Annotated in this window: 18 protein-coding genes and 1 tRNA gene; 8 read left to right on the plus strand and 11 right to left on the minus strand. The window is 66.0% G+C overall.

Features of this window, described 5'->3' with window-relative positions; all coding sequences use genetic code 11:
- The first annotated feature begins 12 nt into the window (after positions 1-12).
- From Q3A80_RS03160 to Q3A80_RS03180, 5 genes are all read left to right on the plus strand, one after another.
- Complete coding sequence (locus tag Q3A80_RS03160) at positions 13-3156, plus strand: multidrug efflux RND transporter permease subunit (RefSeq protein WP_446327621.1); 3144 nt, start codon at positions 13-15, stop codon at positions 3154-3156.
- 4 nt (positions 3157-3160) lie between these two features.
- Positions 3161-4606 carry an efflux transporter outer membrane subunit gene (locus Q3A80_RS03165; protein ID WP_446327622.1) on the plus strand — a complete coding sequence of 482 codons (1446 nt, stop codon included), beginning with the start codon at positions 3161-3163 and terminating at the stop codon, positions 4604-4606.
- Positions 4603-5292, plus strand: coding sequence for a response regulator (locus tag Q3A80_RS03170; RefSeq protein ID WP_446327623.1), 690 nt, complete (start codon positions 4603-4605; stop codon positions 5290-5292). The genes Q3A80_RS03165 and Q3A80_RS03170 overlap by 4 nt, the downstream gene beginning before the upstream one ends.
- The gene (locus Q3A80_RS03175) at positions 5289-5912 is read left to right on the plus strand and encodes a histidine kinase (protein ID WP_446327624.1); all 624 of its coding nucleotides are present in this window, start codon (positions 5289-5291) and stop codon (positions 5910-5912) included. The genes Q3A80_RS03170 and Q3A80_RS03175 overlap by 4 nt, the downstream gene beginning before the upstream one ends.
- A gap of 728 nt (positions 5913-6640) precedes the next feature.
- Positions 6641-8476: a S53 family peptidase gene (locus tag Q3A80_RS03180; RefSeq protein ID WP_446327625.1), complete on the plus strand. Its 1836-nt coding sequence runs from the start codon at positions 6641-6643 to the stop codon at positions 8474-8476.
- An 81-nt stretch (positions 8477-8557) separates the two neighbouring features.
- Here the strand turns inward: Q3A80_RS03180 and Q3A80_RS03185 are convergent, their stop codons facing one another.
- The gene (locus Q3A80_RS03185; RefSeq protein WP_446327626.1) at positions 8558-10108 is read right to left on the minus strand and encodes a phospholipase D-like domain-containing protein; all 1551 of its coding nucleotides are present in this window, start codon (positions 10106-10108) and stop codon (positions 8558-8560) included.
- Positions 10109-10351: 243 nt separating this feature from the next.
- On the opposite strand from Q3A80_RS03185, the gene Q3A80_RS03190 reads away from it, so the two are divergent.
- The gene (locus Q3A80_RS03190; RefSeq protein ID WP_446327627.1) at positions 10352-11704 is read left to right on the plus strand and encodes an NERD domain-containing protein; all 1353 of its coding nucleotides are present in this window, start codon (positions 10352-10354) and stop codon (positions 11702-11704) included.
- 126 nt (positions 11705-11830) lie between these two features.
- Here the strand turns inward: Q3A80_RS03190 and Q3A80_RS03195 are convergent.
- The 6 genes from Q3A80_RS03195 to Q3A80_RS03220 all read right to left on the minus strand — a co-directional run bounded on the left by Q3A80_RS03195 (position 11831) and on the right by Q3A80_RS03220 (position 18678).
- Positions 11831-11909 (minus strand) — tRNA-Ile (locus tag Q3A80_RS03195).
- A gap of 138 nt (positions 11910-12047) precedes the next feature.
- Positions 12048-14465: an RNA polymerase sigma factor RpoD gene (gene rpoD / locus Q3A80_RS03200; protein WP_446327628.1), complete on the minus strand. Its 2418-nt coding sequence runs from the start codon at positions 14463-14465 to the stop codon at positions 12048-12050.
- An 89-nt stretch (positions 14466-14554) separates the two neighbouring features.
- Positions 14555-16429, minus strand: a complete 1875-nt coding sequence (gene dnaG, locus Q3A80_RS03205; RefSeq protein ID WP_446327629.1) for a DNA primase — start codon at positions 16427-16429, stop codon at positions 14555-14557.
- 73 nt (positions 16430-16502) lie between these two features.
- Positions 16503-16949 carry a GatB/YqeY domain-containing protein gene (locus Q3A80_RS03210; protein WP_446327630.1) on the minus strand — a complete coding sequence of 149 codons (447 nt, stop codon included), beginning with the start codon at positions 16947-16949 and terminating at the stop codon, positions 16503-16505.
- A 185-nt stretch (positions 16950-17134) separates the two neighbouring features.
- Entirely contained in the window at positions 17135-17347 is a 213-nt protein-coding gene (rpsU, locus tag Q3A80_RS03215; RefSeq protein ID WP_006479415.1) for a 30S ribosomal protein S21, read from the minus strand.
- A 101-nt stretch (positions 17348-17448) separates the two neighbouring features.
- On the minus strand, positions 17449-18678 hold the full coding sequence (locus Q3A80_RS03220) for an NAD(P)/FAD-dependent oxidoreductase (protein WP_446327803.1): 1230 nt from the start codon (positions 18676-18678) through the stop codon (positions 17449-17451).
- Positions 18679-18800: 122 nt separating this feature from the next.
- Between Q3A80_RS03220 and tsaD the strand changes: the two genes are divergently transcribed.
- Positions 18801-19841 carry a tRNA (adenosine(37)-N6)-threonylcarbamoyltransferase complex transferase subunit TsaD gene (tsaD, locus tag Q3A80_RS03225; RefSeq protein WP_446327631.1) on the plus strand — a complete coding sequence of 347 codons (1041 nt, stop codon included), beginning with the start codon at positions 18801-18803 and terminating at the stop codon, positions 19839-19841.
- A 114-nt stretch (positions 19842-19955) separates the two neighbouring features.
- Here the strand turns inward: tsaD and folE2 are convergent, their stop codons facing one another.
- The 4 genes from folE2 to Q3A80_RS03245 form a co-directional block, all read right to left on the minus strand.
- Positions 19956-20765 carry a GTP cyclohydrolase FolE2 gene (gene folE2, locus Q3A80_RS03230; protein WP_446327632.1) on the minus strand — a complete coding sequence of 270 codons (810 nt, stop codon included), beginning with the start codon at positions 20763-20765 and terminating at the stop codon, positions 19956-19958.
- 154 nt (positions 20766-20919) lie between these two features.
- Positions 20920-22824 carry a 1-deoxy-D-xylulose-5-phosphate synthase gene (gene dxs / locus Q3A80_RS03235; protein ID WP_446327633.1) on the minus strand — a complete coding sequence of 635 codons (1905 nt, stop codon included), beginning with the start codon at positions 22822-22824 and terminating at the stop codon, positions 20920-20922.
- An 80-nt stretch (positions 22825-22904) separates the two neighbouring features.
- Positions 22905-23789, minus strand: coding sequence for a polyprenyl synthetase family protein (locus Q3A80_RS03240; protein ID WP_446327634.1), 885 nt, complete (start codon positions 23787-23789; stop codon positions 22905-22907).
- Positions 23786-24079 (minus strand): exodeoxyribonuclease VII small subunit, encoded by a 294-nt coding sequence (locus Q3A80_RS03245; RefSeq protein WP_107309864.1) that lies wholly within the window; start codon positions 24077-24079, stop codon positions 23786-23788. Before Q3A80_RS03245 ends, Q3A80_RS03240 begins: the two co-directional genes overlap by 4 nt.
- Positions 24080-24350: 271 nt before the next feature.
- Between Q3A80_RS03245 and Q3A80_RS03250 the strand changes: the two genes are divergently transcribed.
- Entirely contained in the window at positions 24351-25457 is a 1107-nt protein-coding gene (locus Q3A80_RS03250) for an aromatic ring-hydroxylating oxygenase subunit alpha (RefSeq protein WP_446327635.1), read from the plus strand.
- Positions 25458-25533: the final 76 nt, after the last annotated feature.

The following is a 25533-nucleotide window of genomic DNA, read 5'->3' on the forward strand; positions in this document are numbered from 1 at the left end:
GGGCCTCGAGTCATGGCTGAATTCTTTATCCGCCGCCCGGTCTTTGCGTGGGTGATCGCCCTCTTCATCATCCTGACGGGGCTGATCGCCATTCCGCAACTGCCGGTCGCGCGCTACCCGTCGGTCGCGCCGCCGTCCGTCACGATCACCGCGAACTATCCGGGCGCCACGCCGCAGACGATGAACGACGGCGTGCTGAGCCTCATCGAGCGCGAACTGTCGGGCGTCAGGAACCTGCTGTACTTCGAATCGTCGGCCGACACGTCCGGCAGTGCGCAGATCGTCGTCACGTTCAAGCCCGGCACCAATCCGGAGATGGCGCAGGTCGACGTGCAGAACAAGATCAAGTCCGTCGAGCCGCGGCTGCCCGCGGCCGTGCGCCAGAACGGTCTGATCGTCGAATCCGCGTCGTCCGGCTTTCTGATGCTGATCGGCCTGCGCTCCGATAACGGCCGCTTCGACGAAGGCGCGCTCGCCGACTACATGGCGCGCAGCGTGGCCGAGGAGCTGCGGCGCATCGACGGCGTGGGCCGCGTGCTGCAATTCGGCTCCGAACGCGCGATGCGCATCTGGGTCGATCCGCAGAAACTGATCAACTTCGGACTGTCGATGAACGATCTGACGACCGCGATCGGCCAGCAGAACGTGCAGATCGCGCCGGGCAGCGTCGGCGCGATGCCCGCGTTGCCGGGCCAGCGCGTGACCGCGCCGCTCACCGTGCAGGGCCAGCTCACGACGCCGGAGGAATTCGCGGCAGTGGTGCTGCGCGCGAACGCGGACGGCTCGAAGGTCGTGCTCGGCGACGTCGCGCGCGTGGAACTCGGCTCGCAGAACTACACGTTCGTGAGCCGCGAGAACGGCAAGCCGGCCACGCTCGCCGGCGTGCAGCTCGCGCCGGGCGCGAACGCGGTGAAGACGGCGGACGCGATCCGCGCACGGATGGCGGAACTGAGCAAGTCGATGCCGTCGGGCATGACCTACTCCATTCCGTTCGACACGTCGCCGTTCGTGAAGATCTCGATCGAGAAGGTGATCGCCACGCTGTTCGAGGCGATGGTGCTCGTGTTCCTCGTGATGTACCTGTTCCTGCAGAACGTGCGCTATACGCTGATCCCGGCGATCGTCGCGCCGGTCGCGATGCTCGGCACGTTCGCCGTGATGTTGCTGACCGGCTTCTCGATCAATGTGCTGACGATGTTCGGCATGGTCCTCGCGATCGGCATCATCGTCGACGATGCGATCGTCGTCGTCGAGAACGTCGAGCGGCTGATGGCCGAGGAAGGACTGTCGCCGAAGGAGGCCACGTCGAAGGCGATGAAGGAAATCACCGGCGCGATCGTCGGCATCACGCTGGTGCTCACCGCGGTGTTCATCCCGATGGCGATGGCGAGCGGCTCGGTCGGCGTGATCTACAAGCAGTTCACGCTGTCGATGGCCGTGTCGATCCTGTTCTCGGCACTGCTCGCGCTGACGCTCACGCCGGCCCTGTGCGCGACGATGCTCAAGCCGGTCGAGCCGGGCCATCACGAGAAGCGCGGTTTCTTCGGCTGGTTCAACCGCCGCTTCGAGCGCCTGACGACGTGGTACGAAACGCGCGTCGGCCGGCTGGTCGGCCGCACGGGCCGCGTGATGCTGGTGTTCGTCGCGATCTTCGGTGCGCTCGTGTTCGGCTTTCGCAGCCTGCCGTCGTCGTTCCTCCCCGATGAGGACCAGGGTTACTTCATCACCAGCTTTCTGCTGCCCGCAGACGCTACCACCGAACGTACGCATGACGTGGTCGAGACGCTGGAGAAGCATCTTGCTTCGCGCCCGGCAATCCAGTCGAGCATTTCCGTGATGGGCTACGGCTTCTCGGGCCAGGGTCCGAACGCGGCGATCAACTGGTCGGTGATGAAGGACTGGAAGAACCGCGGCGGCTCGTCGACCCTCGAGGAAGGCATGCTCGCGCAACAGGCGATGGCCGGCGTGACCGAAGGCATAGTGATGAGCCTGCTGCCGCCGGCGATCGACGAACTCGGCAACAGCTCCGGCTTCTCGATGCGCCTGGAAGACCGCGCGAATCAGGGCAATGCCGCACTCAAGGCGGCTGAAGCGAAGCTGCTCGAACTCGCCGCGCAAAGCAAGGTGGTGACCGGTGTGTACCCGGACAGCCTGCCGGCCGGCACGAGCATCCGCCTCGAGATCGATCGCGCGAAGGCACAGGCGCTCGGCGTGTCGTTCACGACGCTCAGCGACACGCTGTCCACCGCGATGGGCTCGACCTACGTGAACGACTTCCCGAACTCGGGACGCATGCAGCAGGTGATCATCCAGGCCGACGCGCCCGCCCGCATGCAGATCGACAACGTGATGAAGCTCTACGTACGCAACGCGGCCGGCGGCATGGTGCCGCTGTCCGAAGTGGTGCGCCCCGTGTGGGCCGACACGCCGCTGCAGATGGTGCGCTTCAAGGGCTATCCGTCCGCGCGCATCTCCGGCAACGCGGCGCCCGGCCAGTCGAGCGGCGCGGCGATGGCCGAGATGGAACGTCTCGCCGCGCAATTGCCGCCCGGTTTCGCGGTCGAGTGGACCGGCCAGTCGCTGCAGGAACGCCAGTCGGCGTCGCAGGCGCCGATGCTGATGGCGCTGTCGATGATCGTCGTGTTCCTGGTGCTCGCCGCGCTGTACGAAAGCTGGTCGATCCCGCTGTCGGTGATGCTCGTGGTGCCGCTCGGCCTGCTCGGTGCGATCGGTGCGGTGCTGTTGCGCGGCCTGCCGAACGACGTGTTCTTCAAGGTCGGGATGATCACCGTGATCGGCCTGTCCGCGAAGAACGCGATCCTGATCGTCGAATTCGCGAAACAGTTGCGTGAAGAAGGCAAGGGATTGATCGAGGCGGCAATCGAATCGTCGAAGCTGCGCCTGCGCCCGATCCTGATGACGTCGCTCGCGTTCGGACTCGGCGTGGTGCCGTTGATGATCGCGACCGGCGCGAGCGCCGAAACGCAGCACGCGATCGGCACCGGCGTGTTCGGCGGCATGGTGACCGCCACGGTGCTGGCCATTTTCTTCGTCCCGGTGTTCTTCGTGTTCGTGACGAGCATCCAGGAACGCATCGGGGCATGGCGCGCCGCGCGCCGCAAGCCCGACGCCGGGCATAACGAACAACGAGGTTGACGCCATGCGATCGCTCATTCTTTCCGCTGCGGTTTGCGCAGCCCTCGCGCTGTCCGCCTGTTCTCTGACGCCGGCGCTGGTGAAACCCGGGATGCCGGTGCCGACCGCCTATACGGCTGCCGCGGCCGCCGACCTGCACGCGAACGCGGCCGATCTCGGCTGGCGCACGATGTTCGGCGATCGGCGCCTGCAGCGCCTGATCGAAGTCGCACTGCGGAACAATCGCGACCTGCGGCTCGCTGCGCTGAACGTCGAGGCTGCCGAGGCGCAGTTCGGCATCCAGCGTTCGGCGCGCCTGCCGTCGATCGGCGCCGGTGCCAGCTTCACGCGCCAGCGCACCGCGGCCGACCTGCAGTCGAATCCGCCGCTGTTCGAATCGACGCAGAATCAGTACGGCGTGAACGTCGGCATCAGCGCGTTCGAGATCGACCTGTTCGGCCGTGTGAAGTCGCTGTCGGACGCGGCGTTCGCGCGCTATCTTGCGACCGATCACGGCCGCCGCGCAGTGCAGATCTCGCTCGTCGGCGCGGTTGCGGACGCGTACTTCGCCGAGCGCCTCGCGCAGGAGCAGCGTGCGCTCGCCGAACGCACGCTCGGCGACTGGCAACAGTCGCTCGATCTCGCACGGCGCCTGAAGGAAGCGCACCAGGCAAGCGGCGTCGACATCGCGCAGGCCGAAGGCCAGGTCGCGAGCGCGACCGCCGATCTCGAGGCGCGCACGCGCGCCGTCGAGCAAGCGCGCAACGCAATGCGCGCGCTGCTCGGCAGCGAGCCGCCAAAGGACCTCCCCGCCCCGCTGCCGCTCGAGCAGCAGCCGGTGATCACGCAACTGCCTGCCGGGCTGCCGTCGGAGCTGCTGTTCCGCCGGCCGGACATCCAGCAGGCCGAGCAGAACCTCGTCGCGGCCAATGCCGACATCGGCGCCGCGCGCGCCGCGTTCTTTCCGCGCCTGTCGCTGACGTCGTCGATCGGCTTCCTCAGCCCCGCGATGGGCAGCCTGTTCGCCGGTGGGCAGAACGTCTGGAGCTTCGCGCCGCAGGTCACCATGCCGATCTTCCAGGGTGGCCGCTTGCGTTCCGAACTGCGCGTCGCGGAAGTGCGCAAGTCCAGCGCAGTCGCCGAGTACGAACGCGCGATCCAGACCGCGTTCCGCGAAGTCGCCGACGGTATCGCCGGCCGCGAAACGTTCGGCCGGCAGATCGAAGCGCAGACGCGCGTGGTGGCATCGGCCGAGCGCCGCACTGACCTGTCGAACCTGCGCTATCGCGCGGGCGTCGAGGGGCGGCTGGAACTGCTGGACTCGCAGCGCCAGCTGTACGCGGCGCGGCAAGCGTTGCTCGACCTGCGCCGCAGCGAACTGGCGAATGCCGTCGCGCTCTACAAGGCGCTCGGCGGCGGACTGACCGATACCGACGTCGAACCGTCGAGCAACGTGGCGTTGCAACGATGAGCGCGCTGATCCTGATTGCGGAGGACGAACCCGACATCTCGGAGATCCTCGATGCGTACCTGACGCACGACGGCTTCCGCACCTATTGTGTCGGCAGCGGACAGGCGGTGCTCGACGTACAGCCGCACCTCGTGCCCGATCTGATCCTGCTGGACCTCGGGCTGCCGCGCACGCGCGGCTGGGACGTGCTGGCCGAACTGCGCCGGCGCTGCACGACGCCGGTCGTCGTCGTCACTGCGTTCGACCGGGACGTCGACAGGCTGCAGGCGCTCGGCAGCGGCGCCGACGACTACATCGTGAAGCCGTTCGACCCGGCCGACGTGGTCGCGCGCCTGCGCACGATCCTGCGCCGTGCGCGCACGCCGCGGGCCGCGCACACGCTGCGGATCGGCGATCTGGAACTCGACACCGCCGGCTATCTCGTGCGCGTGCGCACGGAATCGGCCGACGTGCCCATTACGCTGACGCTCACCGAGTTCCGGCTGCTCGCGCACATGGCGCGCTCGCCGAGCCGCGTATTTACGCGTGGCGAACTGCTCGACGCGGGCATGGCCGACGCGAGCGCGATGGAACGCACGGTCGACAGCCACATCAGCCGGCTGCGCAAGAAGCTCGAACAGGCCGGCGCGCCCGGCATGCCCGAGGTGATGCGCGGCGTCGGCTACCGGTTGCGAGGCAGGCGGTGAACGGGCCGGCGACGCCGGGCCGGCACATCGGGCGGGCAATCGCGCTGCTCGCGCTCGTCGCCGTGCTGGCGGGCGGCATCGGCATATTGATCGCCGATGCGCTGCGCCACCCGGCGGAACTGCCGCGCGACGCGCTGCCGCACGACGCATTCACCTATCCGATCCTGGCGACGCTGCTGGTGATCGGGCTGGCCGCGGCAGCCGTCGATCTGTGCAGACTGATTCGGCGGACGCTCGACGCACTCGACTCGGCCGCGCACGCCGCGGAGCGGATCGGCGCCGGCGATCTCACGGTGCACGCGCTTTCCCGCGACGGTTGCCCGCATGCCATGTCGCAATTCATCGAGGACTTCAATGCCATGACCCTTCGCATCAAACATGCAACTGCATTCGAAATGATGAACTCGTCCGCGAATGCGGACTGCATTGCACGCACTCTGCTTGCGGAAGTTGAAGCACGACTGGGCGAGATCAGGATGCTGACTGCGACAGCCGGCGACATGCCCGACGCACGCTTGCTGCACTGTATCGATGATCTGTTCCGCCTCGTCGACCACTTGCAGGCCGTGGAGCGGCACGACACACCGAAGCTCGAGCCTCGGCCACAGGCGCACCGCTGAAGCCGGCGAAGCGCCCGGAACCGGCCGACGGCCGCGCTTGCGCGGCGAACGCGTGCCGGGCGGCAGCAGCTGCGCACTGGAAGGTTTCCTCCACAACCATTCGCCCATTACGAATGGAAACATTGATTATCCGGTGACACGCGCCGCCATTACCTTCAGCGACACCGCCGAATATTACAAAACCCCCTCTTACTTTTCAAAAGCATTTCATCTTATTCTATTTAATTTTGTTTCATATAATCAGAAAAAGTTTGACATCGAACTTTCGTTCTTGATACCGTCCGATGCAAGCCATCTGACGAATTGCACATCACGCAAACGATTTCACTCAACGCAGTTCGCATTCGCCGCACCCGAGTTCTCGCCGCCGACGCCCCGCGTTCCGTCGGCGCATGCAACAACCCGATGCATTTCATTGGGCAGCTGCCGTCCGGCGGCGGGCCGAAGGACCGAACCGAATGAGCAGGACACCGAAACTGTTGCTCTAGCCACCCCGCCGGCGTCAGGCCAGCCGGCACGGCCGCGCCGCATCGCGGCGCAGCACTCCCGTTACCGAGCATTCCAGCATTTCGCCCCCGGAGGATCACCGCCTTTCCGGGTCGGGCGAAAGCCTCGTCGCGCCCGCGCCATCCGCGCAGGTGCGGCGAAAACCGGCGGCGCACGATCCGCGCCGTCGTCGACCGTTGTCGTTCGTGCAGTTCGATGTTCAACCGGAGGGGTAATTCAAAATGAATCAGGTTGCAGACAAGAAACAAAAGCACATCCGCATCGTCAAGCTCGCCTTCGCCGCCGCGGCCGCCGCGTCGTTCGGCATGGCTACCGTCCATGCCGCACCGGCCGCCGGCTGGACCGAAACGCGCACCAAGGGTTTCCTGCCGCTCGTCCAGCAGGGCGAAAGCAGCAGTACCGCCGGCGCGCCGGCGGCCAGCACGGCCGCCGCGGCTGCGGCTGCGACCGAGATGGCGCCCGGCGAATCGGTCGACATCGTGCTCGGGCTGAACCTGCGCAACGAAGCGCAGCTCGACCAGTACCTGCGCGACCTGCACACGCCGGGCTCGCCGCACTACAGGCAATTCCTCACATCCGCGCAGTTCGCCGCACAGTACGCGCCGACCGACCAGCAGGTCGCATCCGTCGTCGCGCATCTGCGCAAGGCCGGCTTCGTCAACATCGTGGTCGCGCCGAACCGCCTGCTCGTGTCCGCGTCCGGCACCGCGGCCACGGTCAAGTCGGCGTTCCGCACCACGCTCAAGCGCTTCACGCACAACGGCCGCAGCGTCTACGCGAACAGCGATGCCGCGCAGGTACCGAACGCGATCGGCGGCATCGTCGGCGCCGTGCTGGGCCTGCAGAACGTCGAGCTCGTGCATACCGGTGCCGGCGGCACGCCGGAAGGCAACACCAGCAACCTGACGATTCCCGCGGGCGCATCCGCGGTGCCGCACAACCCGACCGAGTTCTCGTCGATCTACGGCGGCGACGGCACGCCGACGGCCTCGCAGACAACGGTCGGCATCATCTCCGAAGGCGACCTGTCGCAGACGGTCAGCGACCTGAACACGTTCGCCGCGAACAACGGCCTCGGCACGATCAGCAGCAGCGTCGTGCAGACCGGCCCGGCCGGCAGTTCGTACACCGATACATCGGGCACCGTCGAATGGAACCTCGACAGCCAGTCGATCGTCGGCGCGGCCGGCGGCAGCGTGAAGCAGGTCGTGTTCTACGTCGCGCCGTCGATGACGCTCACCGCGATCACCGCCGCGTACAACCGCGCGGTGAGCGACAACGTCGCGAAGGTCATCAACGTGTCGCTCGGCGTATGCGAATCGTCCGCGTACAGCACCGGCTCGCAGGCGACCGACGACACCATCTTCAAGCAGGCGGTCGCGCAGGGGCAAACCTTCTCCGTATCCGCCGGCGACCACGGTGCGTACGAATGCGCGAGCGGCAAGCCGTCGCGTTCGACCTACACGGTGAGCGAACCGGCAACGTCGCCGTACGTGATCGCAGTGGGCGGCACGACGCTGTTCACCAATACGTCGACCAACGCGTACAACAGCGAAATCGTGTGGAACGATCCGAGCTGGCAGTCGGGCACCGTGTGGTCGACGGGCGGCGGCTACAGCAAGTACGAAGCCGCGCCGTCGTGGCAATCGTCGACGCTCACCGGTTCGACCCGGCGCGCGCTGCCGGACGTCGGCTTCGACGCCGACCTGCGCACCGGCGCGATCCTCGTGGTGAACGGCAAGACGTCCGACACGCTGTGGGGTTCGGGCTACCTGAACAACGAAGGCGGCACGAGCCTCGCCGCGCCGATCTTCACCGGCATCTGGGCGCGGCTGCAATCGGCGAACAACAACGCGCTCGGTTTCCCTGCGTCGAGCATCTACAAGTATTTCCCGAGCAACGCGGCGCTGCTGCACGATGTCACGTCCGGCAACAACGGCAGCGGCGGCTACGGCTACAACGCGAAGGCCGGCTGGGACGCAACGACGGGTTTCGGCAGCGTGAACATCTCGAAGCTGAACACGTTCATCCAGAGCACGTCGGATTTCGCGCGGTGATCGCGCGATGACGGAGCGGTCCCGGGCGCGAACGTTGCAGCACGCCCGGGGCCGTGCGCGCGCCGGCGCCGCCCGGCGGCATCACAGCTGCGATTCGATCGGGAACAGGCCGAGGAACCAGACCTCGATGCGCCGCGCCGTCGACACCTCCGGTTCGTGATCGAGCTCGGTCACCTTGCCGCCGTCGTCGGTCTGAATCCACTTGAGTCGCCCGTGTCCGGCCGGGTCGGTGCTCGCTTCGACACGCCACGCGATTCGATCGAGCCGCGGCTCCAGGTCATTCGCGACTTCGGATGCAATCGCCGGGCTCTCGCAATAAACGCCGATCTCGGTGTTCAGATTCAGCGAACGGGGATCGAGATTCATCGAGCCGATGAAGATGCTCTTGCGATCGAATACATACGTCTTCGCGTGCAGCGACGCACGCGACGAACCGATGATGACCTGCTTCGAGATGCTCCTGTCGCCGGACGGCCGCCGCTCGTAAAGCCGCACGCCGGCGTCGAGCAGCGCGCGCCGGTAGCGCCGGTAACCGGCATGCACGGCCGAGACGTCGGTCGATGCGAGCGAGTTGGTCAGGATCGTCACGCGCACGCCGCGCGCGGTCAGCGCATGCAGCCGCTCGACCATCTCCCTGCCCGGCACGAAGTACGGCGACACGATCAGCAGTTCGTGCTCGGGCCGCAGCGCGAGTGCGCGCAACTGCGGCATCAGGTGTCCTTCGCTGTCCTTCGGTGCGCGTGCGATCTTCGCCGGATCGTCGTACAGCACCGTCGCGTGCCCCCAAGAAAGTTCCGTGCCCTGGCCGTGCACGATCCGGTCGAGCCGCTGGTGCGCCTCGAGCACGTAGGGATTGTCCTCCATCGCACGCAGGTAATCGCGCAGCCGTTCGCGCTCGCGATCGAGGCCGCCGGGCGCCGCGTCGTGGCCCACCAGTGCACCGATCGAAAACGCATACGGTGAATTCCAGAACGTATCGAACTCGGTCGAGATGTCGTTCACGACGGGGCCGTGCACAACCACGTCGAGATCGCCGAATTCCAGCATCGACGACGCGCCGAAATACTCGTCGCCGATATTGCGGCCGCCGACGATCGCCGCCTGGTTGTCCGCAATCATCGCCTTGTTGTGCATGCGCCGGTTCACGCGTGCGAACTCGAACACCGTGCCGATCTTCTTGAAACTGCGCGTGGCGACTGGATTGAACAGCCGGATCTCGATGTTCGGATGCGAACTGATCTCGAGCAGCTTGCGGTCGTCCGCATTCGTGCCGAGGTCGTCGAGCAGCACGCGCACGCGCACACCGCGATCGGCGGCGCGCATCACCGCGTCCGCGAGTTCATGCCCGGTCAGGTCGTCGTGCCAGATGTAGTACTGCAGGTCCAGCGAGCGGTCCGCGCGATCGGCGAGCAGCACGCGCGCATCGAGCGCATCGACCGGGTCGCGCAGCAGATGAAACGCATCCTGCCCCGGATGGGCATCGGCCTGCTGGCGGAACGCGACGCCCAAGCGAGTGTTCGCGGTATCGGTGTACGCATGCGTCGGCGCGCGATCGGTTTGCGGCGGCAGGCTGGCGCACGCGGCAAGCATCAGCAACGACAGAATCGCACTCCACGAACGCAGCATGGTCATGATGGACGCTCCCCACTGTCGGGCGAAGTCGGTTTGTGATTGTTCTGGCTGCCGGGCGGAGCGCGGCGCCGACCGACGGTCCGATGGCCCAAGAGACGCTTCGTGCCCGGGCCAGCCGCGTTACAGAATACTTGATTGATGGCGGCGCGATTCCCTTTCGGGTTGTTTCGATAAAGTCTGCCCGATCCGACCAGCGATGGTTGGACTCCTCTGCGGCAACGTCGGCGAAAATGCGAATTGTGCTTGAATACGGAACTGGGCCATCCGTTCAACGGCAGCGCAAGCCGCCGCTCGATCGAATCAATAATGAAAAACATCGAACTCTATTTCGGCAGCGCCGAAGCGCTGAACTCATCCGAGAAGAATGTGCTCGAGCGCATTCTTCGCAGGCTTGCCGAGCACGGCCAGGCTGCGATCGTCATCTGCGACATCTCGTTGCGCGAACGACAGGTCGATATCGTCGTCGGCACCGAGACGACCACGCTACAGCTCGAAATCAAGGGCTACCGGGCGCCCGTGACCGGTCAGCAGAACGGCCAATGGACGCTCGCAGCCGCCGATGGCACGACCACGCTCGTCAAAAACGGTTACCAGCAGGCGTTGCGCAACAATCACGCACTACGCGATGCGATGTCGGAGCATCTCCCCAATGACCTGCCGGTCTCCTATCCGAAAGGTGCGGTGGTATTCGAACCCGGCATTCCGCAGGGATCGTGTCTGCGCATTCCGCCGGACCCGCGCGTCGATATCTGCGGCATCGACGCGCTGGACCGTCTGCTGTCGACACCCGGTCGCGACCCGTGGCCATTGCCATGGCTGCGTATGCTCGCGCACGAGCTGAACCTGATTCCACATCCGGTTCCGGACGCCCCGACAGCGCGGACGCCGGTTCAGCCAAGCCGTCCTGCAACTTGGCACGTTGTGCCCGCACCTGCGGCAGCGCTCGCGGCGGTCGTGCCGCCAGCGCTCGATACCGGGCGCCGTCAGTCCGACGCAGTCGACGAACGGCGAGGGTTCACCGTCGCGCCGCGCCCATCGGCCGAGAAAAAGCCCGTCGCAAGCGACTCGGAGCAACGCACACCGATCGCGATCGACCACGCTCGCGGACATGCGCCGTTCGGCACGGGAAACGCGATCGAGCCTCCACCGAAACAGCGTCGCACGCTACTTCGCTACGTGCCGCTGGTGTGCGCCGCCGCAGCCATTGCCTATTTGGCAGCAGGTCATCGACATCGGCCGGTCGCCGTCGCAACGACACCCGCGCCAGCATCGCAGTCCGGCGAGCAAGCGCGGCGTTCACCGCCGAAGACGCCGCACGGCAGTCGCCACGCGCCGGTCAGGCAGGCAGCTCCCGAATTGCGCGCGCAGGCAGCCCCCGCTTTTCCGAGCGATATGCGGACATCGGTACCAGGACGGTCCGGCGACACGCCCGCGCCCATTGCGACCGTTGCTGCCCCGGACACGTCCGCAGTGACTTGTCCCGTCGGCGTGGACCGCCTCGGATGCAACGGCAAGACCGGCACCCTCGCCGCCCCCGAGTGTCCACCCGCCTTCCATGCACTCGGGAATACTTGCATCCGCGATCGAGAAAATTGACGGCTCGGTCCGGAACCCGCGGCACTCCTGACGCCGCGCCCGTTGTGCGGTGCCCAAGAAAAAACCCGCGAGGCAGGAAGCCGTCGCGGGTTTGCGATATCCCTCGCATCTGCGTGGAATGGAATCTGGTGGGCCCCCCGGGAGTCGAACCCGGCACCAACGAATTATGAGTTCGCTGCTCTAACCAAGCATGAGCTAGGGGCCCAAACGAGAAGCACAGCATGCTACGCGCTGCCCCGGCAACGAAGCCGGGCCGGCATTGTAACAACAAAGACGCTACAGAGGACAAACGCCACCGGCATCGCGTGGACACCGGCGGCGTTCGCAAGTGAGACGCTGGAAATCAGTTCCCTTCGAGGAACGACTTCAGCTTGTCGGAACGGCTCGGGTGACGCAGCTTGCGCAGCGCCTTCGCCTCGATCTGACGGATCCGCTCGCGGGTGACGTCGAACTGCTTGCCGACTTCCTCGAGCGTGTGATCGGTGCTCATCTCGATACCGAAGCGCATCCGCAGCACCTTCGCCTCGCGCGGCGTCAGCGAATCGAGCACGTCCTTCACGACGTCGCGCATGCTCGCATGCAGCGCGGCATCCGCCGGCGCGACCGTGTTGTTGTCCTCGATGAAATCGCCGAGATGGGAATCGTCGTCGTCACCGATCGGCGTTTCCATCGAGATCGGCTCCTTCGCGATCTTCATGATCTTGCGGATCTTGTCTTCCGGCATCTCCATCTTCTCGGCGAGCGTTGCCGGATCCGGCTCGAGACCGGTTTCCTGCAGGATCTGCCGCGAGATGCGGTTCATCTTGTTGATCGTCTCGATCATGTGAACCGGAATACGGATCGTGCGCGCCTGGTCCGCGATCGAACGCGTGATGGCCTGGCGAATCCACCACGTCGCATAGGTCGAGAACTTGTAGCCACGACGGTATTCGAACTTGTCCACCGCCTTCATCAGGCCGATGTTGCCTTCCTGGATCAGGTCGAGGAACTGCAGGCCGCGGTTCGTGTACTTCTTCGCGATCGAGATCACGAGACGCAGGTTGGCCTCGGTCATTTCACGCTTCGCCTGGCGCGCCTTCAGTTCGCCGGCCGCCATCTGGCGGTTGGTTTCCTTCAGGTCCTTCAGCGGCAGCACGACGCGCGCCTGCAGGTCGAGCAGGCGCTGCTGCTGTTCGCGGATCGCCGGGATGTTGCGCGACAGGACCGCGCTGTACGGATGACCTTCGGCCGCGATCTTCTCGGCCCAGTCGAGATCCGTCTCGCTGCCCGGGAAGCGCGCGATGAATTCCGAACGCGGCATCCCGCACTTGTCGACGACGATGTGCAGGATCTGACGCTCGACCTGACGCACTTCGTCCACTTGCGCACGCAGCGTGTCGCACAGACGCTCGACGGTACGCGCGGTGAAGCGGATCGTCATCAGCTCGGTCTGGATCGTTTCCTGCGCCTTCAGGTAGGACTTCGACTTGTAGCCTTCCTTCTCGAACGCGCGGCGCATCTTGTCGAACCACTCGCTGATCTGCGAGAACTTCTCGAGCGATGCACGCTTGAGGGCTTCGAGCTGGGCGGCATTGGCCGACGCCTGCGCGGCGCCGTCATCGTCCTCCTCTTCCTCTTCTTCCTCTTCCTCTTCTTCTTCCTCGTTCTCGTTCTCGATCGCTTCGGCTTCCTTCGCGGAGAAACCGTCGGTATCGGCGGAGTCCGAAGCATTCGGATCGAGCAGGCCGTCGACGAGCTCGTCGACGCGGATCTCTTCGTTCGCGACACGCTCGGCCATCGCGAGGATGTCGGCGATCGTCGTCGGGCATGCGGAAATCGCCATCACCATGTGGCGCAGGCCGTCCTCGATCCGCTTCGCGATCTCGATTTCGCCTTCGCGCGTGAGCAGCTCGACCGTGCCCATCTCGCGCATGTACATCCGGACCGGATCGGTCGTGCGGCCGAATTCCGAATCGACGGTCGACAGCGCGACTTCCGCCTCTTCCTCGACTTCATCGTCCGACGACGCGGCCGGCGCGTTGTCGTTCAGGAGCAGCGTTTCCGCGTCCGGCGCCTGCTCGTAAACGGCCACGCCCATGTCGTTGAACGTGCCGATGATGCCTTCGAGGGCTTCGGTCTCGGTGAAGTTGTCCGGCAGGTGGTCGTTGATTTCGGCATACGTGAGGAAGCCGCGCTCCTTGCCGAGCTTGATCAGCGCGCGCAGCTTCACGCGGCGCTCTTCGAGCTCCTCGGCCGTGCCGGGCGTGCTCGTCGCGAACGCTTCCTTCAGCAGCGCCTTTTCCTTGGCGCGACGATCGCGCACCTTGGACTTGCCCGGAGCAGCCGCGGCTGCGGGCTGCTCGTCGCTCTGATTTGCGTCGTCATCGACGGATACTTCGTTCAGCTTTTTGGTCATGGAGTTCGCCGTACCGGCTATATCGACTCGCGGCTGCTGGACGACAGCCGGTTGAACCGTGGGTGCATGAGTAGTACGTACTGCCGTTTCGTCCGCGGCGGCAGTCGTGTCCCTTGCGCTTTTCGCACTTGCCCGCTTCGCCGCCGGCTTGGCCGGCCCGGAGTCGGGTCTGGCGGCAGCCCGTGATCTGGCTGCCGGCGCCGGCGCAGCCTGAGCAGTGCCGGCCGCGGTTTTCTTTCCTGCAGGAGCTGACGTGGCTGAAGACGTTGTCCTGGTGGAAGAAGCAGACTTGGCCGCTGTGACCTTTTTGGTCGGCTCCGTCGAGCCCTTGCCTGTTGCTTTCTTTCCGCCTGTCGTCTTTGCCATCGCGATTCTCGCCTCTGCTTGGAAAACAAACCGCTGGAAACCTTATATTATAGCACGCTGGGGAGCCCCTCTCTCGGCGCCCCGGCCGCCTACAGCCCGAGCCGACGCTTCATGTCGGTTCGCTGCTGGTTCAATTCCGTCAATTCAGCCAGTTCCTCGGGTGTGAAGGTGGATTGCCGCGCGAGCCGGTCGAGCCGGTCGCAGCAGGCGTCATAGCGCATCTTGAGCACCGCCGCCTGCAGCTCCTCCCCCGCGATCCGCTCCTGTTCACGCTGCCGCTCGGGCACCGTCTCGTCTTCCGGATTCTGTAACAGCAAATCGCGGACGTTTTCATCATAGTCCAGAATTTCGCGGAAGATTTCCTCGTAAGTCGCGGCATTCGCCGACGTTCGCAGGACATCGGACAGCAGCCGGAACTCGGCACCGTCGCCCAGCGCGCGCGCATGGTCGACGACTTCGGCGAACAGCTCGCCGATGCGCGGCAGCGCGCGCAGGGTCGCAAGCTGTTCGTCGTCGAGCTGCGACGCGATCCGCGGATGCATCACGAGCGTGCGCAACGCGCGCTTTTCGCTGTCGGTCACGCGCCGCCGCTCGCTGCGCGCGGGCGCCTGGCGCGCCGGCGCCGCGATGCGCGCATCGACCTCCGACAGCGCCGCGACCTCCTCGAACGGAATGTCGAGACGGTCGGCGAACATGTGCATGATCTGCGCGCGCAGCGCGTTCGCCGGCAGCGCCTGCAGCAGCGGCTTCGCGTCGAACAGCGCCTTCGCGCGCCCTTCCGGCTGGTCGAGCGCCTTGCCGGCAATCGCTTCGTTCAACAGAAATTGCGACAGCGGCATCGCGCGTTCGACCTGCTCGGAGAACGCGTCGGCGCCGAATTCGCGTACGTAGCTGTCCGGATCATGTTCGGCCGGCAGGAACAGGAATCGGATCGTCCGGTTGTCCGCCGCATGCGGCAGGCATGCTTCGAGCGCGCGGCGCGCCGCACGCCGGCCGGCCGCATCGCCGTCGAAGCTGAAAATGACCGTATCGGTCTGGCGCAGCAGCTTCTGCACGTGGATCGGCGTACAGGCGGTGCCGAGCGTCGCGACCGCATTCGGGAAGCCGAGCTGCGCGAGCGCGACGACGTCCATGTAGCCTTCGACGACCAGCACGTACTTGCGCTCGCGGATAGCGAGACGCGCCTCGAACAGCCCGTACAACTCGCTGCCCTTGTTGAACAGCGGCGTTTCGGGCGAGTTCAGGTACTTGGGCTCGCCGCTGCCGAGCACGCGGCCGCCGAAGCCGATCACCTGCCCCTTCACGTTGCGGATCGGGAACATGATCCGCTCGCGGAACCGGTCGTAGCGCCGCGCGACGCCTTGCGCGTCGGTCTTCTCGCTGACGATCACGAGCCCCGATTCGACGAGCGAATCGTCGCGGTAGTCGGGGAACGCGGTTTCGAGGTTCTGCCAGCCGTCCGGCGCGTAACCGAGCCCGAAGCGCGCGGCGATCTCGCCGGTCAGGCCCCGGTTCTTCAGATACTGGATCGCGACGGTCGCGCCGCGCAGTTGCTTTCGGTAGTAGTCGCACGCGACGGACATCACGTCCGACAGCGCAGTGGCGACCGATTTCGACACGGGCGCCGGATAATCGCCGCTCGCGCCGCCTCCGCCCCCGCCGCGCATCGACGGCTCGTGCGGCACGGTCAGCCCGACCGACTGCGCGAGCTCCTGCACGGCTTCCGGGAACGTCAGCCCTGCATGCTCCATCAGAAAGCCGATCGCGGTGCCGTGCGCGCCGCAGCCGAAGCAGTGATAGAACTGCTTGGTCGGGCTGACGGTAAACGACGGGCTCTTCTCGTTGTGAAACGGGCACAACCCCATGAAGTTGGCGCCGCCCTTCTTGAGCTGCACGTACCGGCCCACCACGTCGACGATATCGACGCGGTTCAGCAAATCCTGCAGGAACGAATGCGGAATCACCGTGGGATCGAGCGAAAAAAAAGACAATACGACACCCCGGCGCACGCGCATGCGACGCGCCGGAATGCGGGTTTTACTTCGACAGCGCGGCCTTGACCTGCGCGGAAACGGCCGTCATGTCGGCACGACCGGCGAGCTTGCCCTTCAGCACGCCCATCACCTTGCCCATGTCCTGCGGGCCGGCTGCGCCCGTTGCCGCGACCGCGGCCTCGACTTCGGCGGCCACTTCGGCATCCGACAGCTGCGCGGGCATGTATGCGGCCAGCACGGTGACCTCGGCCTGCTCCTTCGCGACGAGATCGTCGCGGCCGGCGGCCTGGAACTGGCTGATCGAGTCCTTGCGCTGCTTGAGCATCTTGTCGATCACGGCGGTGATGCCCGCGTCGTCGAGGGTCACCCGATCGTCAACCTCGCGCTGCTTGATCGCGGCCAGCAGCAGGCGAATCGTCGCCAGACGCTCGCTTTCTTTCGCGCGCATCGCGGCCTTCATGTCTTCGCTGATCTGCTCTTTCAAACTCATCTTGCACCCGGGATGGAAACGTGACTTCGACGCCCGCGAATGGACGTCAACACAAAAACCCGCTTGGGACTATGTCTCAAGCGGGTTGCTCGAATCCGGCATCGGCGACTCGCGAGCGCCGATCGAGGCCGATCGTGCGGCGGTCGCCGGTGCGCCGCTCAGCGAACCGCGCGGCGCTCAATCGTTCAGTACAGCTTCTTCGGCAACGTCTGGCTGCGGATGCGCTTGTAATGACGCTTCACCGCAGCAGCCTTCTTGCGCTTGCGCTCCGCGGTCGGCTTCTCGTAGAACTCCCGCGCACGAAGCTCGGTCAGCAGACCGTTCTTCTCGATCGTGCGCTTGAAGCGGCGCATGGCGACTTCGAACGGCTCGTTTTCTTTAACGCGAATGATCGTCATGATCCGACACGAATAAAGGTTTGCAGGGAAGATTTACGAGTATAGCAGAGCGCCGCACGAAGACATAAGGGCCCGGTCCCGTCAACGGCCGGCCGCGCGCGTTACTCCCCGCGCGCGAATTCGGCGGCCGCCTGGCCGGCCGCCGTTCCGGATGCCCATGCCCACTGGAAGTTGTAGCCGCCGAGCCAGCCCGTCACGTCCACCGCCTCGCCGATGAAGAACAGGCCCGGCACTCGCGCGCTCATCATCGTTGCCGACGACAGTTCGCGCGTATCGACGCCGCCCTTCGTCACCTCGGCCTTCTTGTAGCCTTCGGTGCCGTTCGGCGTCAGCGTCCAGCCGGACAGCGCGTCGCCGATCTGGCGCAGCGTCTTGTCGGGCAGGTCCGCGAGCCGCGCATCGGCCGCGACGCGATGCGTGTCCAGCCACACGTGCGCGAGGCGCGACGGCACCCAGTCCGCGAGCAGCGAGCCGATCTGCCGCTTCGACGTGCGCTTCGCGTCCAGCAGATCGGCCACGACGTCGCGCTGCGGCAGCAGGTCGATGCGGATCGGGTCGCCCGACTGCCAGTAGCTGGAGATCTGCAGGATGCCGGGGCCCGACAGGCCGCGATGCGTCAGCAGCAGATCCTCGACGAATTCGCCGCCGCGCTTGCGGTCGCCGGTCGACACGCGCACTTCGAGCGACACGCCGGACAGCGCCGCGAACGGCGCCCAGTCCTGCTGCGCGAACGTGAGCGGCACGAGCGCCGGGCGCGTATCGACGAGCTTGTGGCCGAACTGCTTCGCGAGCCGGTAGCCGAAGTCCGTCGCGCCGATCTTCGGGATCGACAGGCCGCCGGTCGCGACGATCAGCGCCCGCGCGCGGATCGGCCCCGCCTGCTGCGTGTCGAGCGTGAAGCCGTCGGCCGATGCGTGCCGCACTGCGTCGACGACGACCGGACGGCGCCACGCGATGCCGCCGGCATCGCATTCGTGCTTCAGCACGTCGATGATCGCGTCGCTGCCGTGATCGCAGAACAGCTGCCCCTTGTGCTTTTCGTGCCACGTGACGTGATGGCGCTTCAGCAGCCCGAGGAAGTCGCGCGGCGTGTAGCGCGCGAGCGCCGAGCGCGCGAAATGCGGATTCGACGACAGGTAGTTGTCGGGGCCCGCGTACAGATTCGTGAAGTTGCAGCGGCCGCCGCCCGAGATGCGGATTTTCTCGGCGAGCCGCGGTGCGTGGTCGATCAGCACCACGCGGCGGCCGAGTTGCCCGGCGACCGCGGCGCTCATCATCCCGGCGGCGCCCGCGCCGATCACGGCGATGTCGTAAGTTTCCATGGCGCGGATTGTACCTGCCCGGCCTTCCGCCCGGGGCCGCCCGCGGCGGCGCCCGGCCCCCGCCTGCTATAATTTCGGGTTACGTTGACCTTCCTGCGGCGCGCTCGAACCGGCGCGCCCCGCCCCGACCCATGCTCGTTCTCGGCATCGAAAGCTCCTGCGACGAAACCGGCCTCGCGCTCTACGACACGCAGCGCGGCCTGCTCGCGCACGCGCTTCACTCGCAGATCGCGATGCACCGCGAATACGGCGGCGTCGTGCCCGAGCTCGCGTCGCGCGACCACATCCGCCGCGCACTGCCGCTGCTCGAGGAAGTGATGGCGCAAAGCGGCACGCGCCGCGACGACATCGACGCGATCGCGTTCACGCAAGGCCCCGGCCTCGCCGGCGCGCTGCTGGTCGGCGCGAGCATCGCGAACGCACTCGCGCTCGCCTGGAACAAGCCGACCGTCGGCATCCACCATCTCGAAGGCCACCTGCTGTCGCCGCTGCTCGTCGACGAGCCGCCGCCGTTCCCGTTCATCGCACTGCTGGTGTCGGGCGGCCATACGCAACTGATGCGCGTGACCGACGTCGGCGTGTACGAGACGCTCGGCGAGACGCTCGACGATGCGGCCGGCGAAGCGTTCGACAAGACGGCGAAGCTGATCGGCCTCGGCTATCCGGGCGGCCCGGAAGTATCGAAGCTCGCGGAAACCGGCACGCCGGGCGCCGTCGTGCTGCCGCGGCCGATGCTGCATTCGGGCGATCTCGACTTCAGCTTCAGCGGCCTGAAAACGGCGGTGCTCACGCAGATGAAGAAGTTCGAGGCGGCGAAGCTCGAAGGCGAAGCGCTCGAACGCGCGAAGGCCGACCTCGCACGCGGCTTCGTCGACGCGGCCGTCGACGTGCTCGTCGCGAAATCGCTCGCGGCGCTGAAGCAGACGAAGCTCAAGCGCCTGGTGGTGGCCGGCGGCGTCGGCGCGAACCGCCAGCTGCGCGCGGCGCTGTCGGCCGCGGCAGCGAAGCGCGGCTTCGACGTGCACTACCCCGATCTTGCACTGTGCACGGACAACGGCGCGATGATCGCGCTCGCCGGCGCATTGCGGCTCGGCCGCTGGCCGGAACAGGCGAATGCCGACTATGCGTTCACGGTGAAGCCGCGCTGGGATCTCGCATCGCTCGCACGCTGAGCCGCGCGACGCGCCGGTGCACCCCGGCACACGCGCGAAAACGAGAAGGCCGCTCGATCGACCGGCCTTCTTTCATTGCAGCAGCAGAATGACGCAGCGCCGCGGCACCGGAAGTTACGCGGCGTGCCGCTTGTCGCGCTCGATCAGCGCATACGCGCTGTGATTGTGGATCGACTCGAAGTTCTCGGCCTCGAGCACGTAGGCAATCACGCGCTCGTCCGCATCGAGACGCTGCGCGACGTCGCGCACCAGATCCTCGACGAACTTCGGATTCTCGTACGCGCGCTCCGTGACGAACTTCTCGTCCGGACGCTTCAGCAAGCCCCACAGCTCGCACGATGCCTCTTCTTCCGCGATGCGGATCAGCGCTTCGACCGGCAGGTCGGCCGCGAGCTCGGCATCGATCGTCACGTGCGAGCGCTGGTTGTGCGCGCCGTACTGCGAGATCTTCTTCGAGCACGGGCAGAGACTCGTCACCGGCACGAGCACCTTCAGGAACACGCGCGTTTCGCCGTTGCGGCTGTCGCCGGCGAGCGTCACTTCATAGTCGAGCAGACTCTGCACGCCCGACACCGGCGCCGTCTTGTTCACGAAGTACGGGAACGTGACTTCGATGCGGCCGGCTTCGGCTTCCAGCTTCTCGAGCATCGACGCGAGCATCGCGCGGAAGCGCTGAACCGTCAGCGGCGCGCGGTTCTCTTCGAGCAGCGCGACGAAGCGCGACATGTGCGTGCCCTTCTGATCGGCGGGCAGGCGCACGTCGAGGTTCCAGACGCCGACGCTCGGCTGCACGTCGCCGCTTTCGGTGCACACCGTCAACGGATGCCGGACCGCCTTCACGCCCACGCGCTGAATCGGAATCTGGCGGGTATCCACCGTGCTCTGCACGTCGGGCATCACGAAGGCGGGATTCATCTGGTTCATCTTGTTCAATCCTTGTAAGCCGCGCGTTCGACGACGCGCACGCCGCGTCACGCGGCAGCCGGAAAAGCAACATGGGCCCGCAGGCCCATGTTTTCCGCATCAATGTAGACCGGTTGCGCCAGTCGCACCGACGCCGCCCGCAGGCGGCGCCAGCTTATGCGACGCGCTTCGCCTGACCGGCGACAGCGGCCGCCGGGCTCAGGAAGCGTTCGCGAATCGATTTCGCGATGCCCGCGCCGTCGAGGCCGCATTGCGACAGCAGCTTCGCGGGATCGCCATGATCGATGAACTGGTCAGGGAGGCCCAATTGTAGTACGGGTCGGATAACCCCACTCTCCATCAGGGCTTCGACGCATGCAGAGCCTGCGCCGCCCATCACGCAACCTTCCTCGACCGTGACGAGGTAGTCGTGCGTCTCCGCGAGTTCACGCACGAGCGCCGCATCGACCGGCTTCACGAAGCGCATGTTCGCGACTGTCGCGTCGAGTTCGTCGGCCGCCGCGAGCGACGGAGCGACCATCGTGCCGAACGCGAGAATCGCGACGCGCTTGCCTTCCGGCTGCGCGGTGCGGCGACGCACTTCGCCCTTGCCGAGCGGGATCTCGGTGAATTCCTTCACCGTCGCCACGCCCGTGCCCGCGCCGCGCGGATAGCGCACCGCGGTCGGGTTCGGCTGCTGCAGCGCCGTGTGCAGCATCTGGCGGCATTCGTTTTCGTCGGACGCGGCCATGATCGTCATGTTCGGGATGCAGCGCATGAACGCGAGATCGTATGCGCCCGCATGCGTCGCACCGTCGGCGCCGACGAGGCCCGCGCGGTCGATCGCGAACACGACCGGCAGGTTCTGCAGCGCGACGTCGTGGATCAGCTGGTCGTATGCACGCTGCAGGAACGTCGAGTAGATCGCGACGACGGGCTTCAGCCCTTCGGTCGCGAGGCCGCCCGCGAACGTGACCGCGTGCTGCTCGGCGATGCCGACGTCGTAGTAGCGATCCTTGAAGCGCTTCTCGAACTCGACCATGCCCGAGCCTTCGCGCATCGCGGGCGTGATGCCGACGACGCGCGTATCGCGCTCGGCTTCATCGCACAGCCACTCGCCGAACACCTGCGTGTACGTCTTCTTCGCGGGCGTGGGCGACGGCTTGATGCCTTCGGCCGGATTGAACTTGCCGGGGCCGTGATAGAGCACGGGATCCGCTTCGGCGAGCTTGTAGCCCTGGCCTTTCTTCGTCACCACGTGCAGGAATTGCGGACCGCGCAGTTCGCGGATGTTCTGCAGCGTCGGGATCAGCGAATCGAGATCGTGACCGTCGATCGGGCCGATGTAGTTGAAGCCGAACTCTTCGAACAGCGTGGCCGGCACGACCATGCCCTTCGCGTGCTCCTCGAGCTTGCGCGCGAGTTCGAGCACCGGCGGAGCGACGCTCAGCACGCGCTCGACGCCCGCCCGCGCGGCCGCGTAGAAGCGGCCCGACATCAGGCGCGCGAGATGGCGGTTCAGCGCGCCGACCGGCGGCGAAATCGACATGTCGTTGTCGTTGAGGATCACGAGCAGCTTCGCATCCTCCGACACGCCCGCGTTGTTCATCGCCTCGAACGCCATGCCGGCCGTCATCGCGCCGTCGCCGATCACCGCGATCGAGAAACGGTCGTCGCCGTTCAGCTGGCTGCCGATCGCCATGCCGAGCGCGGCCGAGATCGACGTGCTCGAGTGCGCGGTGCCGAACGTGTCGTATTCCGACTCGCTGCGGCGCGGGAAACCCGAGATGCCGTCGTACTGGCGCAGCGTATGCATCTGGTCGCGGCGGCCGGTCAGGATCTTGTGCGGGTAGGTCTGGTGACCCACGTCCCAGACGATCCGGTCGTTCGGCGTGTTGAACACGTAGTGCAACGCGATCGTCAGCTCGACCGTCCCGAGGTTGGACGACAGATGGCCGCCCGTCTTCGACACGCTGTCGAGCACGAACGCGCGCAGTTCATCCGCGAGCGGTTGGAGTTGGCGACGATCGAGGCGGCGCAGATCCGCCGGGTCGTCGATGGTTTTCAGCAAGTCGTACATCGTCGTTCCATTGTAGGAAATCAAACGCGCCCGCATTCTATTGCACGCACCGTAGCGTGTGCGCAGCGGCGGGCTTCGCGTCAGCTGACCCGGTTCACCACCAGGTCGGCAAGTTCGGCGAGACGCTGTGCGCGTGCGCCGAACGGTTTCAGCGCATCGTGCGCTTCGGCGCGCAGCTGCGCTGCGAGCTCGCGCGACGCGTCGAGGCCGAGGATCGATACGTAGGTCGGCTTGTCGTTCGCCGCATCCTTGCCGGCCGTCTTGCCGAGCGTCGCCGAATCGGTCGTGACGTCGAGAATGTCGTCGACGACCTGGAACGCCAGACCCACGGCGCCCGCATAGACGTCGAGTGCAGCCATCGCGTCCGCCGACGGCGTGTCGCCCGCCAGCGCGCCCATCCGCACGGCCGCGCGCAGCAGCGCGCCCGTCTTCATCCGGTGCATCGTCTCGAGCTGCTCGCGCGTCAGCTTGAGGCCGACGCTCGCCAGGTCGATCGCCTGCCCGCCGGCCATGCCGATCGAGCCGCTCGCCAGTGCCAGCTCGCGCACGAGCGCGGCCTGCTGCACCGGCGACAGCGCGGCGGCGTCGGTCAGCGCGACGAATGCCTGCGACTGCAGCGCGTCGCCGACCAGCAGCGCCATCGGCTCGTCGTACTGCACGTGCACGGTCGGCTTGCCGCGCCGCAGCGCGTCGTCGTCCATGCACGGCATGTCGTCATGCACGAGCGAATAGACGTGGATCATCTCCAGCGCCGCCGCCGCCGCGTTGCGCGCCGCCTCGGTCGCGCCGGTCAGTTCGCCTGCTGCATGGCACAGCAGCGGGCGAACGCGCTTGCCGCCGCCGAGGACCGCGTAGCGCATCGCTTCGTGGAGTTGCGTGGGCACCACGTTGTCGGCCGGCAAATAGTGGCCGAGTGCGTCCTCGACACGGTCGAGCACGGACCGCATCCATTGTTCGAATGTCATAGATCGTCGTCTTCGCCGTCCGTGGCGGCCGTTCCGGATGAGAGCGGCTTCAGCGTCGCGCCGTCGAGCACGCGAACCTGCTGTTCCACTTTCTCGAGCTGCTGTTGGCAAAACGCAACGAGGGTCGCACCGCGGCGATACGCAGCGAGCGAATCCTCGAGACTCAGCGCGCCACCTTCCATCCGGGCAACCAGCGTCTCGAGTTCCGCGAGCGCCGTTTCATAGTTGTCCGGCAACGGCTCGGTGCCGTTGTCGGGCGGGGTGGCGCCTGGGGATGCGGTTTTCGCCATGGACGAGGGTGTCAAATTTCAAAACAAGTCGGACATTCTACGGCAAAAGAGAATTTTCCGACCTGCCGACTTGCCCACCCGACCCCGCACTCCGGCCCCTTCCTGGGCACACATTGTGCGCCAATCGGTCGCAGGCCGACAAAAAATTGACACAAATCAGGCACTTAATCCTGGCCTTGCGGGGCGAACCGGGTATAATTCTCCGTTTCCCTAAATCGATTTTTCGATGGTTGGGTTGTTCACTGCTTTCACGCTAACACCGGGAGTGGGAATGTCCAATCTGAGCGATGCGCTTCAGTTGAAGTCGGCTCACAGCCAGCTTCCAGTCACTGCATATTTCGATGAGGCGCTACTCGAGCGCGAGATCGAAACCCTCTTCAAGAAAGGACCTCGTTACGTCGGGCACGAATTGATGGTGCCCGAGGCGGGGGATTACTTTGCGCTGCCGTCCGAGCAGGAAGGCCGCGTGCTGGTCCGCAATCCGGCGAACCAGATCGAACTGCTGTCGAACGTGTGCCGTCACCGGCAGGCGATCATGCTGAATGGGCGCGGCCACACGCAGAACATCGTGTGCCCGCTGCACCGCTGGACGTACGATCTGGAAGGCCAGCTGCTCGGCGCGCCGCACTTCCCCGACAAGCCGTGCCTGAACCTCGGCAAGAGCCCGCTGCAGAACTGGCAGGGGCTGCTGTTCGAGGCCGAAGGCCGCAACGTCGCGCGCGATCTCGCGAACCTCGGCACCAAGCATCACTTCGACTTCTCCGAATACCTGTTCGATCATGTCGAAGTGCACGAGTGCGACTACAACTGGAAGACGTTCATCGAGGTCTACCTCGAGGATTACCACGTCGTCCCGTTCCACCCGGGCCTCGGCAGCTTCGTGTCGTGCGACGATCTCAAGTGGGAGTTCGGCGACTGGTACAGCGTGCAGACGGTCGGCGTGCACAACGCGCTCGCGAAACCGGGCAGCGCGACCTACCAGAAGTGGCACGAGCAGGTGCTCAAGTTCCGCAACGGCGTGCCGCCCGAGTTCGGCGCGATCTGGATGGTCTATTACCCGGGCCTGATGATCGAGTGGTATCCGCACGTGCTCGTCGTGTCGTGGCTGATTCCGCGCGGCCCGCAGAAGACGACCAACATCGTCGAGTTCTATTACCCCGAGGAAATCGCGCTGTTCGAACGCGAGTTCGTCGAGGCCGAGCGCGCCGCCTATATGGAGACGGCCGTCGAGGACGACGAAATCGCGATGCGCATGGACGCCGGCCGCCGGGCGCTGATGGCGCGCGGCGAATCGCAGGTGGGCCCGTACCAGAGCCCGATGGAAGACGGCATGCAGCATTTCCACGAGTTCCTTCGGCGCCAGCTCGGCGACATCTGATCCCGAGTGCGGCGCATCGGCGCCGCCCGGCATTCGGCATATGAAAAGACGGGTTTCGGCCCGTCTTTTTTTGTTT

Source organism: Burkholderia sp. SR8 (assembly GCF_052851275.1).